This is a genomic window from Sulfitobacter sp. GN1-4, from assembly GCF_055693825.1.
In genome coordinates this window covers 3,840,977-3,856,792 of record NZ_JBVFUQ010000003.1, presented here as the reverse complement: position 1 = coordinate 3,856,792, position 15,816 = coordinate 3,840,977, and the positions used below count along the sequence as shown (strand labels likewise).

13 protein-coding genes and 2 pseudogenes are annotated in these 15,816 nt (G+C 60.8%); 8 read left to right on the top strand and 7 right to left on the bottom strand.

Annotated features, from left to right (window positions below):
* Nucleotides 1-3: 3 nt before the first annotated feature.
* A complete protein-coding gene (nth, locus tag ACZ1HM_RS19825) occupies nucleotides 4-651 on the bottom strand; it encodes an endonuclease III (protein ID WP_472744316.1) in 648 nt (215 codons plus the stop codon).
* Between the two features lie 90 nt (nucleotides 652-741).
* Here nth and ACZ1HM_RS19820 point away from each other — a divergent pair, with 90 nt between their 5' ends.
* The 4 genes from ACZ1HM_RS19820 to ACZ1HM_RS19805 all read left to right on the top strand — a co-directional run bounded on the left by ACZ1HM_RS19820 (nucleotide 742) and on the right by ACZ1HM_RS19805 (nucleotide 3,969).
* Nucleotides 742-1,605 carry a methylated-DNA--[protein]-cysteine S-methyltransferase gene (locus ACZ1HM_RS19820; RefSeq protein WP_472744315.1) on the top strand — a complete coding sequence of 288 codons (864 nt, stop codon included), beginning with the start codon at nucleotides 742-744 and terminating at the stop codon, nucleotides 1,603-1,605.
* A gap of 120 nt (nucleotides 1,606-1,725) precedes the next feature.
* On the top strand, nucleotides 1,726-2,397 hold the full coding sequence (locus tag ACZ1HM_RS19815) for a YiaD family glycine zipper/OmpA-like lipoprotein (protein ID WP_472744669.1): 672 nt from the start codon (nucleotides 1,726-1,728) through the stop codon (nucleotides 2,395-2,397).
* Between the two features lie 115 nt (nucleotides 2,398-2,512).
* Nucleotides 2,513-3,049, top strand: coding sequence for an NADPH-dependent FMN reductase (locus tag ACZ1HM_RS19810; protein WP_472744314.1), 537 nt, complete (start codon nucleotides 2,513-2,515; stop codon nucleotides 3,047-3,049).
* A gap of 122 nt (nucleotides 3,050-3,171) precedes the next feature.
* Nucleotides 3,172-3,969, top strand: a complete 798-nt coding sequence (locus ACZ1HM_RS19805) for an HTD2 family dehydratase (RefSeq protein ID WP_472744313.1) — start codon at nucleotides 3,172-3,174, stop codon at nucleotides 3,967-3,969.
* A gap of 6 nt (nucleotides 3,970-3,975) precedes the next feature.
* Here ACZ1HM_RS19805 and ACZ1HM_RS19800 read toward each other — a convergent pair whose 3' ends face one another.
* The gene (locus ACZ1HM_RS19800; protein ID WP_472744312.1) at nucleotides 3,976-5,010 is read right to left on the bottom strand and encodes an NAD(P)/FAD-dependent oxidoreductase; all 1,035 of its coding nucleotides are present in this window, start codon (nucleotides 5,008-5,010) and stop codon (nucleotides 3,976-3,978) included.
* A 51-nt stretch (nucleotides 5,011-5,061) separates the two neighbouring features.
* Between ACZ1HM_RS19800 and mnmC2 the strand changes: the two genes are divergently transcribed.
* Nucleotides 5,062-5,736: a tRNA (5-methylaminomethyl-2-thiouridine)(34)-methyltransferase MnmC2 gene (gene mnmC2, locus ACZ1HM_RS19795; RefSeq protein ID WP_472744311.1), complete on the top strand. Its 675-nt coding sequence runs from the start codon at nucleotides 5,062-5,064 to the stop codon at nucleotides 5,734-5,736.
* Nucleotides 5,733-6,611: a DMT family transporter gene (locus ACZ1HM_RS19790; RefSeq protein WP_472744310.1), complete on the top strand. Its 879-nt coding sequence runs from the start codon at nucleotides 5,733-5,735 to the stop codon at nucleotides 6,609-6,611. The genes mnmC2 and ACZ1HM_RS19790 overlap by 4 nt, the downstream gene beginning before the upstream one ends.
* On the opposite strand, the gene ACZ1HM_RS19785 is transcribed toward ACZ1HM_RS19790, so the two are convergent.
* Nucleotides 6,567-8,531, bottom strand: coding sequence for a lytic transglycosylase domain-containing protein (locus ACZ1HM_RS19785; protein WP_472744309.1), 1,965 nt, complete (start codon nucleotides 8,529-8,531; stop codon nucleotides 6,567-6,569). The genes ACZ1HM_RS19790 and ACZ1HM_RS19785 overlap by 45 nt on opposite strands.
* Before the next feature lie 135 nt (nucleotides 8,532-8,666).
* On the opposite strand from ACZ1HM_RS19785, the pseudogene dapA reads away from it, so the two are divergent.
* Both dapA and ACZ1HM_RS19775 read left to right on the top strand, forming a co-directional pair.
* Nucleotides 8,667-9,541, top strand: a pseudogene (dapA, locus tag ACZ1HM_RS19780) (4-hydroxy-tetrahydrodipicolinate synthase).
* A 75-nt stretch (nucleotides 9,542-9,616) separates the two neighbouring features.
* On the top strand, nucleotides 9,617-10,786 hold the full coding sequence (locus ACZ1HM_RS19775; protein ID WP_472744308.1) for a M20 aminoacylase family protein: 1,170 nt from the start codon (nucleotides 9,617-9,619) through the stop codon (nucleotides 10,784-10,786).
* Here the strand turns inward: ACZ1HM_RS19775 and ACZ1HM_RS19770 are convergent, their stop codons facing one another.
* The 4 genes and pseudogenes from ACZ1HM_RS19770 to ACZ1HM_RS19755 all read right to left on the bottom strand — a co-directional run bounded on the left by ACZ1HM_RS19770 (nucleotide 10,787) and on the right by ACZ1HM_RS19755 (nucleotide 15,764).
* Nucleotides 10,787-11,251, bottom strand: a complete 465-nt coding sequence (locus tag ACZ1HM_RS19770; protein WP_472744307.1) for a GNAT family N-acetyltransferase — start codon at nucleotides 11,249-11,251, stop codon at nucleotides 10,787-10,789.
* Nucleotides 11,252-12,124: a dimethyl sulfoxide reductase anchor subunit family protein gene (locus tag ACZ1HM_RS19765; protein ID WP_472744306.1), complete on the bottom strand. Its 873-nt coding sequence runs from the start codon at nucleotides 12,122-12,124 to the stop codon at nucleotides 11,252-11,254.
* Nucleotides 12,124-12,868, bottom strand: a pseudogene (locus ACZ1HM_RS19760) (4Fe-4S dicluster domain-containing protein). Before ACZ1HM_RS19760 ends, ACZ1HM_RS19765 begins: the two are co-directional and overlap by 1 nt.
* A 76-nt stretch (nucleotides 12,869-12,944) precedes the next feature.
* Nucleotides 12,945-15,764 (bottom strand): molybdopterin oxidoreductase family protein, encoded by a 2,820-nt coding sequence (locus ACZ1HM_RS19755; RefSeq protein WP_472744305.1) that lies wholly within the window; start codon nucleotides 15,762-15,764, stop codon nucleotides 12,945-12,947.
* Nucleotides 15,765-15,816 lie beyond the last annotated feature (52 nt).

The following is a 15,816-nucleotide window of genomic DNA, read 5'->3' as shown; positions in this document are numbered from 1 at the left end:
TGCTTAGTGCTGGGTTTTGTCCTCAAACGGACAAAGATCTTTGATAATGCAGGTTGGGCACATCGGTTTGCGCGCCTTGCAGTGATAGCGGCCATGCAGGATCAGCCAGTGATGCGCATGCAACTGGAAATCTGCTGGAATGTTGTCTTCTATCGCGCGCTCAACGGCATCCACCGTCTTGCCCGGGGCAATGCCGGTGCGGTTGCCGACGCGGAAAATATGGGTGTCGACGGCTTGGGCAGGCTGCTGCCACCACATGTTCAACACCACATTCGCGGTCTTGCGTCCAACCCCCGGCAGCGATTGCAACGCCGCACGTGAGTTTGGGACAACGCCGTCGTATTCATCTACCAAAATCTGGCTCAACTTCATGACGTTCTTCGCCTTTTGGCGAAACAATCCAATGGTCTTGATGTGCTCGGTTAGCCCTTCAAGCCCCAGATCCAGCATCTTTTGTGGCGTGTCGGCGATTTTGAAAAGCGCCCGTGTCGCTTTGTTCACCCCGGCATCCGTTGCTTGTGCCGACAGGGCCACTGCAACCACAAGGGTGTAGACATTGACATGCTCCAGCTCCCCTTTGGGTTCTGCGTCGGCGGCCTGAAACCTGTCAAAGATTGCGCGGATGGTATGATAATCGAGCTGTTTTGCCATGCACCGTCTATGCGCGATGCGGCCCTTGGGGGCAAGCAGATGCGCATGTTTCGGGTCGCGTGGCTGGCATTCCACGCCTAAATTGAGGGCATGAACCAAAACACACAAATCCCCGCCCAAGATGATGGCTATCACTACCAGGTGATGCGCCGCGCCATTGATCTGTTGGATGCCGCCGAAGAAACGCTGACGTTGGATGAGATTGCCAAGGCCATGGATATGTCGCCTGCGCATTTCCAGCGGGTGTTTTCCAGGTGGGTTGGTGTCTCTCCCAAACGGTATCAGCAGTATCTGATGCTGGGGCAGGCCAAGGCGATGCTGCGCGATCACGCCACCACGCTTCAAGCCGCGCATCAGGTGGGGCTGTCGGGCACGGGCCGCTTGCATGATCTTTTCCTGCGGTGGGAGGCCATGAGCCCCGGTGATTTTGCCCGCCAGGGCGCAGGACTGACCATCTACTGGGGCTGGTTTGACAGCCCCTTTGGTCTGGCGCTTGTGATGGGCACGGATAAGGGCATCTGCGGTTTGGCACTGGCCGCTGAAATGGGCGAAGAGGCGGCGATGGCCGATCTGACCACGCGCTGGCCAAAAGCGGAGTTCGTAGAAGATCCGATGATGCTGCGCGATTGGGTGCTGACCGCCTTTGGCGCAGAGGGCGCCGCCTTGGATAAGGCACCTCTCTATCTTATTGGGGCACCCTTTCAGATCAAGGTGTGGGAGGCGCTCTTGCAGGTGCCCACCGGGCAGGTGACCACCTATTCCGACATCGCCTCTGCCATCGGCAGCCCCAAAGCGGTGCGCGCGGTGGGCACTGCCGTGGGGCGCAACCCGGTGTCCTGGCTGATCCCCTGCCACCGGGCGTTGCGGAAATCGGGCGAACTGGGTGGGTATCACTGGGGCCTGCCCGTCAAACGCGCGATGCTGGCGTTTGAGGCAGCAAGGGCCGAGGCATAATCATGCGCAAGATGCCGCCGATGTGATTTTCCCCGTGATTCACTTGGGACGCATCCCCATATATACTGCACATAGCAAGACGCCCTGCCCGAACGGGGCCTGAACATGAAGGCAGTAGATATGATTTCTTCCAAATTGACCCTGGCCACCCTCGTTGCAGGGGCGCTGACACTCAGCGCCTGTACCGATCCCGGCAGTCTGGTGGCCCAGCCCGGGGATCCGAACCAGAAAACCAAAAACGGCGCACTGATTGGTGCGGCCTCCGGCGCGCTGATCGGGGCGCTGTCCAAAGGTGACGGCAACCGGGGTGATGGTGCTCTTGTTGGTGCCGTGGTGGGTGGCGCGATTGGTGCGGGCATCGGCTATTCGCTTGATAAACAAGAGGCCGAGCTGCGCCAGCAGATGGGCGGCGATGTTCAGATCACCAACACGGGCGACCGCCTGATCGTGACCCTGCCCAACAACCTGCTATTTGCGACAGACAGCACGGCGTTGACGCCGACGTTGCGCAATGACCTGCGCGCGCTGGCGCAAAACGTACAGCTTTATGCCAATTCCACCCTGCAAGTTGTGGGTCACACCGACAGCGATGGTGATGCCACTTACAACCAAACCCTGTCTGAGGGGCGTGCGCGCTCCGTGGCCAACACATTGATTGCCGAAGGTGTGCCGCCCCAGCGGATCCAGACCTTTGGCCGCGGCGAAAGCCAGCCTGTGGCCTCAAACCTGACGCCAGAAGGCAAGGCACAAAACCGCCGGGTGGAAATCGTCATTCTGCCGAACCCGGCCTAAGGCCTGGGCCACCCCGTACCGTTTCAGAAGCCCTCGCATTTTGCCGAGGGCTTCTTGCTTTTTGCACGCAAAGCACAAGGTATAGGTCAGACGACGGCACTGAAAGGAACATGCGATGGCCTCTCCGAAACTCCTTGGGATCTCTGGTTCACTGCGGCAAGCGGCCACCAACACCCTGCTGGTCAAAGAAGCCGCGCGGCTTTTTGGCGACCATGACTTTACTTTGGCGGATCTGAACCTGCCGCTTTATGATGGCGATGCGGAAGAGGCCTCTGGCGTGCCTGCGGCGGTGCAAACCCTGTCAGATCAGATCGCGGCGGCAGATGCGGTCATCATCTCAACCCCGGAATACAACAAAGGCCCATCCGGGGTTTTGAAAAACGCCCTCGATTGGGTCAGCCGCACCCAAGGCAGCCCTTGGAAAGGCAAACCCGTCGCCGTGATGTCCGCCGCTGCGGGCCGTGCGGGCGGGGAACGCGCGCAGATGATCCTGCGCAGTTTCATGGTGCCCTTCCGGCCCGTGATCCTGCAGGGGCCGGAAATTCATCTGGCGTCCAGCGCGCAAGAATTTGATGAAAACGGGCACCTCAAAAGCGAACGCTACGCCGCTGATCTGACCGATCTGATGGCACAGCTGCGTGCGCTGATCTGATCCTGCGCCAGCGCAGACATGCGTCAACCCGCCTCCAGTTATCCCGCCTGAAATCTACGATTTCAACGGGCGCGTCATAGGCTATGTTGCAGGGCAAACGCATTTCGCCTCAGGCCCGAGCCATGCCCTCAGACAACCGCACCACCGAACGCCAAACTGACGCGATGGACAGTGCGCGGGCCAATGCCTTTCTGGCCGCACTTGGCGATCCAGAGCGGTTGGGCCCCGGTGATCCCTTGCCCACGTTCTTTCACCAGCTCTATTTCTGGAACGCGAAACCCCCGGATGAGCTGGGGCGCGATGGCCACCCGAAGGTCGGCGGGCTGATCCCCGATATGGGTTTGCCGCGCCGGATGTGGGCCGGAGGACGTCTGGAATTTGCCAAGCCCCTGCTGGCGGACCTACCCGCTGAGCGCATCACGCAGGTTGAAAAAAGCGCGCGCAAGATTGGCCGTTCCGGCCCCTTGGGCTTTGTCACCTTGCGCCATGATATCGTCCAGAACGGCACCTGTTGTCTGTCGGAATGGCAAGACCTGGTTTACCGCGAAGACCCCGCACCAGATGCGGTAAAACCCACCGCACCAACTGCGCGCAGGGATGAAGACGTGGCGGTTGAGGTAGCGTTTGATGCCACGTTGCTCTTTCGGTACTCCGCGCTCACCTTCAATGGGCACCGCATTCACTATGACGTTGAATATGCCCGCCAGGTTGAGGGGTACGGCGGGCTTGTGGTCCATGGCCCGCTGCTGGCGCAGCTGTTGATGCGGTTGGGCGAAACCCATCTGGGGCCGCTCAGCACGTTTTCGTTTCGGGCCACATCACCGTTGATGGATTATGAAACCGCGACCCTGTGCCTGAAAGGCCGCGATCTTTGGGTGCGGGGGCCGGATGGGCGGCAGTGCATGCAGGCGCGGGCGTAGGCTGCGCTAAAGGTTGTCCTCTACGCGGAACCCTTCGGGGATCGTATCGGTGCCGTCCAGGATCAAATCCACCATGACCTCAGCCACCTTGGGGGCCATGCCAAAGCCGATCTTAAAGCCGCCGTTGGCCACATAATGCCCTGGCCTGTCCGGCCAGGCCCCCAACATCGGCGCGCGGCTGCGCGATCTGGGGCGGACGCCTGCCCAGCGGTCAATAACCTTGGCCTGCGCCAAGGCAGGCACCGCCGCGCGCGCGGCGGCGATCACGTCATCCAATTGCCCGTCGGTTGTTGTTGCGCTGTCAAACGCACGTTCTGAAGTTGAGCCCACCGCCACAGTCCCATCCAAATGCGGAATTATATGCACACCCCCGGCAAAGAGCTGTGGCAAGCCAGCGGCGTCATACTCTAACAGGGCTGCTTGCCCCTTCACACCGCCGCCCATGCTGCGGTGGTGCGCTTGGGTAAGCGTATTCAATCCGGCAACGCCGGTGGCCCACAGCTCTGGTGCTGTTGCTGTCGTCTCTGTTTGAACGGCGACCCCCTGCGCGGCCAGGGCCCGGACCAGCGCGTGGCAGGCTTTGCGCGGGTGAACCAAGGCGCTTAGCGTATCGTGGATCAACTGGCCGCTGGGGCTGTTCGGGGCCCAGCCTTTGTCGCCGTTGACCACCTCCCAAGTGGCATGCGCACCCCAAAGCGGTTGCGATGAAACCCTGCGCTGCTCAGCCAGCGCCAGCGCGTGGGCATCGGCAATGGGTTGCAGCCGCCCGGTGCGGGCATACCCCGGATCGCCGCCACCGGCCCCCGCCACCGCGCGCCAGAACCCCTCTGCCAGCAAAAGGCTCTCAAGTTGAAAGGCTTTCTTGGCGTTCCAGTTTTCTGGCACATGCGGGGCCAAGGCCCCCACCACACCGCCACTGCTGCCAGCGGCCGGGCCATACGGGTCCACCACCTGCACGTTCGCCCCCCGGCGTACCGCCACCCAGGCAATCGACAGTCCGAATATCCCGGCCCCCCGAACGATAAGATCGACGCTTGCCAAGGCGTGCTCCTTCCCGCATTGCTGATCTGGTCCTCCTTACGTGGTGTTGGCATGCAGAACCAGTCCGATCCGATCCACTGGCGCGCCGGTGATGTGCCGGTCTCTTCACGGTTCGATGATCCTTTCTTTAGCCTTGAGAACGGCGTGGCCGAAACCGCGCATGTGTTTTTGGACGGGAACGATTTGCCGCAGCGGTTTGTGCCGGGGTTTCATGTGGCTGAGCTGGGCTTTGGCACGGGGCTGAACCTGTTGATGGTCTGGGATGCCTGGGTGCGGTCAGGCCAGGACGGTCCACTGCGCTTCACCAGCTTTGAGGCTTTTCCAATGGCACCCACGGATATGAAACGCGCGCATCAGGCGTTTCCCGAGTTTGACGGGCGGCGCGATATGTTGGGCCAGGCCTGGACCGGGGCGGGCGGGCAGATCGGCTTGCCGCAGCTTGAGCTTAACGTCGTGGTGGGGGACGCACGCGCGCAGCTTCCGCGCTGGGACGGTGCGGCAGATGCCTGGTTTCTGGATGGGTTTTCCCCGGCCAAGAACCCTGAAATGTGGTCGCCTGACCTGATGGCCGCCGTGGGCCGTCATACCGCGCCCTTGGGCACTGCGGCCAGCTATACCGCTGCCGGTTTCGTGCGCCGCGGGCTTGAGGCGGCAGGCTTTGCCGTTGAACGCACCAAAGGCTTTGGCCGCAAACGTCACATGACCCGCGCAAGGATGCCCGCATGAGCCAGTCCAACAACATCCCGCTTGGCATTACATTGATGATCCTGACGACCTTCATCTTTGCGGTCCAAGACGGCATGTCCCGCCATCTGGCCGGAGAATACAACGTGCTGATGGTGGTCATGATCCGCTATTGGTTCTTTGCCGCCTTCGTGATCGCGCTGGCCAAGCGGCAGGCGGGCGGCGTCCGTGCGGCGGCGCGGACAGACCAACCGCTGCTGCAGATCTTTCGCGGGCTGCTTTTGGCGGCTGAGATCTGCGTGATGGTTGCGGCCTTCACGGTCTTGGGACTGGTAGAAAGCCTTGCGGTCTTTACCTGCTATCCCCTGCTGGTGGCGGCCCTGTCGGGCCCTGTTCTGGGCGAACAGGTGGGCTGGCGGCGGTGGGCGGCTATTGGGGCCGGCTTTGTCGGGGTGATCATCATCTTGCAGCCGGGTATGGGCGTTTTCGATCCCGCCGCGCTTATCCCGCTGTTGTCTGCGTCGATGTTTGCGCTTTATGGCTTGCTGACCCGCTACGCCGCGCGGCGCGATACGACGGCCACCAGCTTTTTCTGGACCGGCGTTGCGGGGGCTGTCGCGATGACCGCGATTGGCCTGTGGTTCTGGGAACCCATGACGCCACGGGATTGGGGGATGATGGGGCTGCTGTGCCTGACTGGTGCGGGCGGGCATTGGTTGTTGATCAAATGCTATGAGGTCGCAGAAGCCAGTGCCGTGCAACCCTTCGCCTATTTCCAACTGGTCTTTGGAGCGCTGATCGGGGTCAGCATCTTTGGCGAGGTGATCCGCACCAATGTGGCCATCGGTGCGGGCATCATCGTGGCTGCTGGCCTATTCACCTTTTGGCGCGAACGCCTTCAGCGTGCTGCCAATTAGCTCTTGGGTAAAGGGGATGGGCAACGGCTCTAATCCCAGCCGGGCACGGTAAACCGGCAGGCTTTCAGTGACCCGCATGATATAATTGCGGGTCTCGCGGAACGGCACCATCTCAACCCAATCGACGATGTCGATGCGCCCGCGCCTTGGATCTCCAAAGCTCTCCATCCAGCGGGTCGGGCGCGCAGGCCCTGCGTTATACGCCGCAGACATCATCACCACATTCCCGTCAAAACGCGCCGCCATCTGGGACAGATACGTGGCCCCCAGCCGCGCGTTATAGACCGGATCAGCGGTCAGCCGGTCGGTGGTGTGCAGTGCGCTCACACCCAAATCCGCGGCCACGTCCCGCGCCGTGCCGGGCATCAGCTGCATGAGACCGCGCGCCCCAACGGGGCTTTGGACCACGGGATCAAATTCACTTTCGCGCCGGGCAATCGCCAAGGACATCTCAGGGGCCATGGGCAAATCACGGCGCGCCAGCGGGTGCAGCGCGTAATAGGGGGCCGCAATGGTCAGCCCGCGCCGCGCCGCGCGTTTGCCGATCATCACCGCCAGATGCGGCTGTTCCATGTCGATGGCAGCCTGACCCAGCAAAGCGATATCCTCTGCCACAAGCTGCTCTGCCAGATGGGTCCAAAACCGCTCCGCTGTGCTCAGCTCCCCTGACGCCTGCAGCAGTACGCCCGCCTGAAAAAGCGGATCTTGCGCCAGTGCTGAGACACGCCAATCGGTGTCAGGGGCCTGTCCTGCCAAAGTGGCGTCAAAGGGCAATCCTGCGCGCTCCGCCGCCAAAAGCCCGTAAAACGACGTCTGATAGGCCGCCCCCGCGGCATAGGCTGCTTTCGCGCGGTCAGCCTGCCCCAACGCCTCCAGCGCACGCCCCTGCCAATAGCCAGCGCGCCCTTGTGAAATGGGCGATTGCACAGCGTTGTCGTGGTTGACGAAATGCTCATAGGCCGCCGCAGGCTCATTCAGGAACCGCAAGGCGATATAGCCTGAGAGCCACTCCAGATCCGCGTAATGCGACCCGGCTTTCAGAAAATGCTGCGAGGCCAACAGATACGCGTTGCGCGGATTGCCTGAGCGCATCTCCTCACGGGCCAGCGCGCGCCGTCTGTTGGCCCAGGCCTCTGGCCGCCCCAGCGCCTCCGCACTGGTGGAGGTTTGCAACAGATAGGCTTTGGCGCTGTCTCTTAGGCCCTTGCGGATGCGCCATTCAAACCGGTCATGTTTCAACCCCGGACTGGCCGCCTGTTTAGGGGGCAGCGCGTTGATCAACGCGTTCACGTCATCCTGGCGGCGTTGCAGGGCAATCCGTGTTTCAGCCAGCGCTACCTCGGCCTCACTGACCAGATCGAACATCTGGCGGGCCTCCGTATGTTCACGCGCCCACAGCATGGCGTCCAGACGGGCGCTGTGGTGGGGTTTTAACAAGGCCTCATATTCCGCCAGAAACAGCGCCTGCGACGTGGCATTCATCGGCATTGTGCGCCAGGCCAGCACCACATTTGCCTGTGCTTCGCCTGCCTGATCCGCCCGGCCAAGCGCTGCGGCATGGGCCAACACGCCGCGTGGGGTCTGTGGGGATTTGACGGCAAAGAACGCAAGGATGTCCGCATCCGGCTGCCCGATCACCGCCGCTTCGCTTTGACGGCGCAGATAGGCCTCTCCGGGCCAGTCGGTGCGGCGGTTCAAAAACGCCTGTACCTCAGCATAGCTGCCCAGGCCCGCGCGCAGGCGGTGCCATTCGATCACATCGGCGGCAACCTGCCCATCCCGGGCGGCCAGGGCTGCGGCTGCACCCCAGTTGCCTGTGCGCATCGCCTCCATCGCCCAACCCAGCGGCCTGGGGCGTTCGGCCAATGCAACCACCGCAGACATAAAAAACACTGCAAAAACAGCCAGAATCCGCGTCATCGCTTGCAATTCCCGTAACCTTGAGGCTAGAGCCTTGCAACATATCCCGATGGGCCGTGCAATCAAATCACGTTGCCGTCCCTTCCCTGTCCCCGTCCGGCATCCCGCCGGCCAGCACAACAAAGGAGCGTGCACATGTTCAAAGGCTCTCTGCCTGCCCTCGTCACGCCGTTTCGCAACGGCGAGCTGGATTTGGAGACATTGAAAAAACTCGTGGAATGGCACATTGGCGAAGGATCCAACGGTCTGGTGCCAGTGGGCACAACTGGGGAATCCCCACGTTGACACACCGCGAACATGAGATCGTGGTAGAAGAGGTCGTCAAAGCCGCCGCGGGCCGCATTCCGGTGATTGCTGGTGCGGGCTCCAACAACACGGTTGAAGCGATCCGCCTGGCGCGGCACGCCGAATCTGTGGGCGCGGATGCGATCCTGGTCGTCACGCCCTATTACAACAAGCCAACGCAGCGCGGCCTGATTGCGCATTTCACCGCCATTCACGATGCCTGCGCGCTGCCGATCATCATCTACAACATCCCGCCCCGCTCCGTCATTGACATGACGCCTGAGACGATGGGCGAGCTGGCGAAATTGCCGCGTATCGTGGGTGTGAAAGACGCAACCGCTGATCTGGCGCGCGTTTCCATGCAGCGGATGACCTGCGGCGCTGACTTCTGCCAGCTTTCCGGCGAAGACCCCACCGCGCACGGCTTTAACGCACAAGGCGGGGTTGGCTGTATCTCTGTGACAGCGAATGTCGCGCCTAAGATGCTAAGCGAAATGCAGGCGCATTGCGCCGCTGGTGACTATGCCGCCGCGCTGGAAATTCAGGACCGGCTGATGCCGCTGCACAAGGCCATCTTCACGGAGCCTGGCCTTGCGGGTGCAAAATACGCGATGTCTCAGCTTGATCTGTGCTCGGATGAGGTGCGTCTGCCCCTGACAGGGCTGATGGATGAGACCAAAGGCATGATCCAGGACGCTCTGCGTCACGCGGGTTTGATGAACTAAGCCGCTCCTTTTGGGGTTGCCGTAGGGTGGGCTTCGGCCCACCTTAGCGCCACGCCCGAACAAAGGAACGCTGCCATGAACATCCTGCCCATCATCGCGGAAAGCAAAGAAGAGCTTGAAGCGCTGTTTCGTGATTTCCACGCCCACCCCGAGATTGGCTTTACCGAGGTCCGCACCAGCGGGATCGTCGCGGAAAAGCTGCGCGAATACGGCGTCGATGAAATTCACGAAGGCCTGGGCAAAACCGGCGTTGTTGCGCTGATCCACGGGAAGGGGAAAGGCAACCGGCGCGTGGGGCTTCGCGCCGATATGGACGCCCTGCCAATCCACGAAGCGACGGGGCTGGAATACAGCTCAACCACCCCCGGCGTGATGCATGCCTGCGGCCATGACAGCCACACCACCATGTTGCTGGGGGCTGCAAAACATCTGGCCAGCACCCGTGATTTTGACGGCACAGCAGTTTTGATCTTTCAACCCGCCGAAGAGGGCCTGGGCGGCGCGCGGCAGATGCTGGCAGACGGGCTTTTTGATCAGTTCCCCTGCGATGAGATCTTTGGCATGCACAACATGCCAAATGGTGAGCCGGGCACCGTGGGCATTTGCAAAGGTCAGGCGATGGCGGGGGCCGCGTTTTTTGACATCAGCATCAAAGGCCGGGGCAGCCACGCGGCGCGGCCAAACGACAGCAAAGATGCGCTGATGATTGCGGCCTCATTGGCGACAGAGGCAAACACCATCCTCAGCCGCAACATCCCGGCGCAAGATGTCTTGGTGTTGTCCATCACCCAGCTTCACGCAGGTGCTGCCTATAACGTTGTGCCGGAAACAGCGCAGCTTGCGGGCACCATCCGGTATTTTGATGATGACACTTATGCGCTGGCCGCCAAGCGGCTGCAGGCGATTTGTGACGGTTTCGCGCTGGCCCATGATGTGGAAATTGCGCTGGATTTGCGCAACGTCTTTGACGTGCTGATCAATGACGATGAACTTTCAGATATCTACATGCAGGCTGCCGCAGATATCGTCGGCCCCGATAACATCGACCCCAACAAAGCACCGGCTACCGGGTCTGAGGATTTTGCTGATATGCTGCGGGTTGTGCCGGGCGCCTATTGCATTGTGGGCCATGCAGGCACGATGCCTTTGCACAACCCGGAATACACGCTCGATCCCTCCATCCTGCCCATCGGTGCGTCGATCATGGCGCGGGTTGTGGAAAAGCGTCTGCCGCTGTCGGCGTGATCAGTCGGTCAGCCTGATTTCCATCAACGGCAGAAACCGTCCTGGGATAGACCCGGAGGGCGATCTGCCCACGGTCACAAAGCCCATCGCGCGGTAGAACGCCTCCGCCTCTGGGTCTGCATCAAGGGTGAGGCGGGCAAGCCCCCGTTCTTTGGCGGCCTCACGCACCTGTGCCCACAAGGCGCGTCCAACACCCTGCCGCTTGCAGCTGGGATGGACAAAAAAGCGAGAGATGACGCCGCTCTCCGCCCCGTCCGCAGAAAGGGTCACGCAGCCCGCCAGACGGTCTGTCTCGGCCACCCAGATCAGTTCTTTTGTGATGTCCTTGGCCGTCACCGTCAGCTCATCCCGGCAGGCGGCCATGAACGCCTCGTCATAGCCGTTCGACTGTTTGGACAGCAGGATAAGGGTGCTCAGCGCGGCCGCCTCCGACGGGTCAGCCCGCCGGATCGTCACCGCGGACACTTAGCGTTTGCCGTAATAAAGGCCCACAACGTGCTCTGCCTCAGCAAAGAACAGCCAGCGTGATGTCAGCACCCCGGCGATATGCGCCAGAACCGCGATCAGCGCGAAGAAGTGATTGAAGGGCAAAAGCAGCAGCACGATCGGCAAAGCACACATCAGTCCCAGCGCAATCATCCGCAGCTTTTGTGCATGTTTGCGACCCACCTCATGCACGAATTCGCGCAGCAGATAGTTGGTGCCGGTATGGGGTGGCTCAAACGCGCGCACCGTTCCAATGCCGCCCAGCTGTGTGGCGCTTGCCATATCGGATCCCGCGCTGGCAAAAGCCTTATCGCCCATCATCCACGTGATGATTTGCGTGCTGCCAGCCACCAACAACAGGATGATCGCGGCCATCACCTCTCCTGCCATCAGCGCGCCCCCTGCGATGGAGATCGACAGGAAATAAGCGGGCGTCAACGGCAGGTTCCAGCGCGGCACGGTTTTAAGCTGGGCATAGATCATCGCCGTGGTGAACACGGTGGCCAAGGAAAAGAGCGCGCCGATCAGACCCAGAAAGCCCCAGCGCTGATCAAAGAAAACCAGCCCCGCACCATAAAGTGCCATGACCACCAATGCGATCACCGCACACCAGCCTTCCCGGCTTAGCCAGCTTGACCGCCACTGGGTAAAGGCCTTGAGCGCCCGTTCAGGGTGGCCCAGGTGAAAGGTTGAGGAAATCAGCCCGCCCACCGCCAAAAGATACGCGATGGCAAAGAAGATAAAGGCCGTCAGGCCCGTGACATCAGGATAGCCGATGCCCAGCCACACCAACAGGCCAAAGCCAAGGCCAGAGAAGCTGGAAAAGAAAATAACAGAAGGGGCCGGATGCATCAGATTTTCTCCAAAGCTTTGTCGAGCCAACCCAGAAAACCTTTGGGCTCTTCCACAACGGGGGCAAGGTAGGGGGCCAGGATATCGAACTCGGGCAGAGCGTCCTTGGGCCGGGGGGAGGTATTTGTTGACCGGTTTGGTGCCCTGTTCGGGCATCAGATCCACCCCGCCCCGTTCGGCCACCAGCTGGCTGACCTCACTGTGAGGATCGCCCAGATCGCCGAAATGCCGCGCCCCTGCGGGGCAGGTCCGCACGCAGGATGGCACACGGTCCACCTCTGGCAGGTTTTCGTTATAGATGCGGTCCACGCAGAGGGTGCATTTCTTCATCACCTTCTCTTCTTGGTCCATCTCCCGCGCGCCATAAGGGCAGGCCCAGGCGCACAGGCCGCACCCGATGCAGTCGCTTTCGTTGACCAGCACGATGCCGTCCTCAACCCGCTTATAGCTGGCCCCCGTGGGGCAGACGGTGACGCAAGGGGCGTCTTCGCAATGCAAACAGGATTTGGGGAAGTGGATAAGCTGCGCTTCGCCCTGGGTGGGCTGCACTTCGTAGGAATGGACGCGGTTGAGAAACGTGCCCGATGGCTCAGCCCCATAGGGATCCTGATCAGAGAGCGGCGCACCATAGTTTTCAGTGTTCCATCCTTTGCAAGAGATCACACAGGCATGGCATCCGACGCAGGTATCCAGGTCGATGACAAGGCCGAGTTTCTTTTCGGTCTGTTCTGGCAGGGTGGTCATTGCTGGCACTCCTTGCTGGTGTTGGACCGGGGCCAGCCCCGGACCCCGTAGTTATAGTGGAAAGATGAAGCCCGGATCATTCGCCCACCTTCCAGGCAAGCGTGTCTGGGCCCTGTCCTACAGGCGAATGCAGGGGCGGATATTCAGGTTTTGCTTCTTTGGGGGCATCAACCTTTTCGATGCGCACCTTCAGATCAAACCAGGCGGCCTGCCCTGTGATAGGGTCAGAGTTGGCCCAGCGCAGACCGTCGCCTTTGGGCGGCAGCAACTCGTGGATCAGGTGGTTGAGCAAAAAGCCTTTGGTGGCCTCGGGCGCGTCTTTGTCCAGCGCCCAGGCCCCTTTGCGTTTGCCAATGGCGTTCCAGGTCCAGACGGTGTTTTCGTTCAACGCCGCCATTTCCATGACCGGCACTGTGATCTCTCCATGCGGAGAGGAGACCCGCGCCCAATCGCCATCCTCTAACCCGTGTTGGCGCATCAGCTTGGTTGGCACATAAAGCGGGTTGCGGCCGTGAAGCTGGCGCAGCCAGGCGTTTTGCGATCCCCAGGAGTGGTACATCGCCATTGGCCGCTGTGTCAGCGCATTCACGGTAAAGCCGTCGTTGCCGTGCTGATCGGTTTCATACCAGATGGGCAGCGGGTTGAGCGTTTCTTTGATCCGGTCGCGCAGGTGATCGGGCGGTTGGCGGTCGCCGTGACCTTCTGCGGCCAGTTGGAATTTCCGCATTGGTTCGACGTAGAGCGAAAAGAGATAGGGTTGTGGGCTGTCATAGATGCCCATTTCAACCGCCCAGGCCTGATAGGCTGTGTTCCAGGGTTTGTAGTAATTTGCCCCATCGGGGATGTGTTCGACAAAAAAGCCGCCGTTTTCGATGTAATTGTCGATCTGGCTTTCGTTCACACCGCCGCGGCCTGATTGCAGACCCTTTTCGCCCATGCGCCAGCCTGCCAATGGCCCGATGCCGGGGCGGCGTTCGTGGTTGACGATGTAATCGGCGTAGTCGGCGTATTTCTGGCTGCCGTCCTCATTGGTGAAGCCGGGCAGGCCCAGCCGCGCGCCCAGATCGCAGAGCGCAGATTGGAAGCCTTTGACATTGCGGTCAGGTTCCACCACGGGCCAGCGGATGGCGTCAGCCGCGGCGTCCGCTTCGCAGATGGGACGGTCCAGAAGAGAGATACAGTCGTGACGCTCCAGGTAGGTGGTGTCAGGCAGGATCAGGTCGGAATAGGCAACCATCTCAGAGCTGTAGGCATCAGAATAGATGATATGGGGGATCACATAGTCGCCGTTTTCATCTTTGTCTGTCAGCATCTCCATCACGCCACTGGTGTTCATGGATGAATTCCAGGACATGTTCGCCATGTACATAAACAGCGTGTCGATCTTATAGGGATCGCCCGCATGTGCGTTTGAGATCACCATATGCATCAGCCCATGCGCCGACATGGGGTTTTCCCAGGTATAGGCTTTGTCGATGCGCGCAGGCGTGCCGTCTTCTTTGAGGGCAAGGTCATCTGGCCCGTGCACAAACCCCAGATGCGGCCCGTTCAGGGGCGCGTTGGGGTTCACACCCACATGGGGTTTGGGGTGTGCGGTGGCGGGTTTGGGATAGGGCGGTTTGAACCGGAAACCACCTGGCACCTCGACCGTGCCCAGCAAGATCTGCAAGGTGTGCAGCGCGCGGCAGGTCTGAAAACCATTGGCGTGGGCCGAAATTCCGCGCATCGCGTGGAATGACACGGGCCGTCCGATCATCTTGCTGTGTTTCTCACCGCGGAAATCTGTCCATTCGTGATCCAGCTCAATCGCCTCGTCAAAGGCGACGCGCGCGATTTCGGCGGCAATCGCGCGGATCCGGTTCGCGGAGATGCCGCAGCGGGCGGCAACCGCCTCGGGCGCGTATTCCTCAGACAGATACATCTCGGCCATCTTGTGAAAGACCGGCGTGTGCGTGATCCCGGCGGCGCGGTGGGACCCCATCAGATCCGGCTTGACGCCGGGCGTGTCGTAGGCGGTCAGCTTGCCGGTCACGCGGTCGATCACCTGTTGCTTGCCATCGGCATCGCGCAGGTAAAGCCCGTATTCGGGGGACTTTTCATCGCTGTTCAGCAAAACGGCAGCATCGGTGTATTGCGCCAGATAATGCAGGTCGATTTTGCCCGCTTTCAGCAAGCAGTGGATCATCGACAGGATAAACAGCCCGTCTGTCCCGGGCGTGATCCCCACCCAGTCATCTGCCACAGCGTTATAGCCGGTGCGGATGGGGTTCACCCCAATCACCCGCGCGCCGCGTTTCTTGATTTTGCCCAGACCCATCTTGATGGGATTGCTGTCGTGGTCTTCGGCCACGCCAAAAAGCATGAACAGCTTGGTGTGGTCCCAGTCAGGCTGGCCAAATTCCCAGAACGCGCCGCCCATCGTATAGATGCCCGCCGCCGCCATATTGACCGAACAGAACCCGCCGTGCGCGGCGTAGTTCGGGGTGCCAAAGTTCTGCGCCCAAAAGGAGGTAAAGCTTTGTGATTGGTCGCGCCCGGTAAAGAACGCCAGCTTTTCAGGATTGTCTTCGCGGATAGGCTTCAGCCAGCCCGTCGCAATGTCATAGGCTTCATCCCAGCTGATCTCTTCGAACTGGCCTGATCCGCGTGGGCCTACACGTTTCATCGGCGCGCGCAGGCGGGACGGTGCGTTATGCTGCATGATGCCCGCGCTGCCCTTGGCGCACAGAACACCCTGGTTGACCGGATGATCCCGGTTGCCTTCGATATAGGCAACCTTGCCGTCTTTCATGTGCACGTTGATCCCGCAGCGGCAGGCGCACATGTAGCAGGTTGTCTTGCGGACCTCGTCTGAGACTTTGGGGCTCAGATCGAGTTTGGGTTGCTGATAGGTCATATTGGCTTGTGGCCTCCCGTCCGACGCGCTGAAAAACTGGTGTCCTCTGAAA

Excerpts from the sequence above, each read along its gene's own strand:
- nth (WP_472744316.1), bottom strand. The coding sequence starts at position 651 with ATGGCAAAACAGCTCGATTATCATACCATCCGCGCAATCTTTGACAGG.
- ACZ1HM_RS19820 (WP_472744315.1), top strand. The coding sequence starts at position 742 with ATGAACCAAAACACACAAATCCCCGCCCAAGATGATGGCTATCACTAC.
- ACZ1HM_RS19815 (WP_472744669.1), top strand. The coding sequence starts at position 1,726 with ATGATTTCTTCCAAATTGACCCTGGCCACCCTCGTTGCAGGGGCGCTG.
- ACZ1HM_RS19810 (WP_472744314.1), top strand. The coding sequence starts at position 2,513 with ATGGCCTCTCCGAAACTCCTTGGGATCTCTGGTTCACTGCGGCAAGCG.
- ACZ1HM_RS19805 (WP_472744313.1), top strand. The coding sequence starts at position 3,172 with ATGCCCTCAGACAACCGCACCACCGAACGCCAAACTGACGCGATGGAC.
- mnmC2 (WP_472744311.1), top strand. The coding sequence starts at position 5,062 with ATGCAGAACCAGTCCGATCCGATCCACTGGCGCGCCGGTGATGTGCCG.
- ACZ1HM_RS19790 (WP_472744310.1), top strand. The coding sequence starts at position 5,733 with ATGAGCCAGTCCAACAACATCCCGCTTGGCATTACATTGATGATCCTG.
- ACZ1HM_RS19785 (WP_472744309.1), bottom strand. The coding sequence starts at position 8,531 with ATGACGCGGATTCTGGCTGTTTTTGCAGTGTTTTTTATGTCTGCGGTG.
- ACZ1HM_RS19775 (WP_472744308.1), top strand. The coding sequence starts at position 9,617 with ATGAACATCCTGCCCATCATCGCGGAAAGCAAAGAAGAGCTTGAAGCG.
- ACZ1HM_RS19765 (WP_472744306.1), bottom strand. The coding sequence starts at position 12,124 with ATGCATCCGGCCCCTTCTGTTATTTTCTTTTCCAGCTTCTCTGGCCTT.
- ACZ1HM_RS19755 (WP_472744305.1), bottom strand. The coding sequence starts at position 15,764 with ATGACCTATCAGCAACCCAAACTCGATCTGAGCCCCAAAGTCTCAGAC.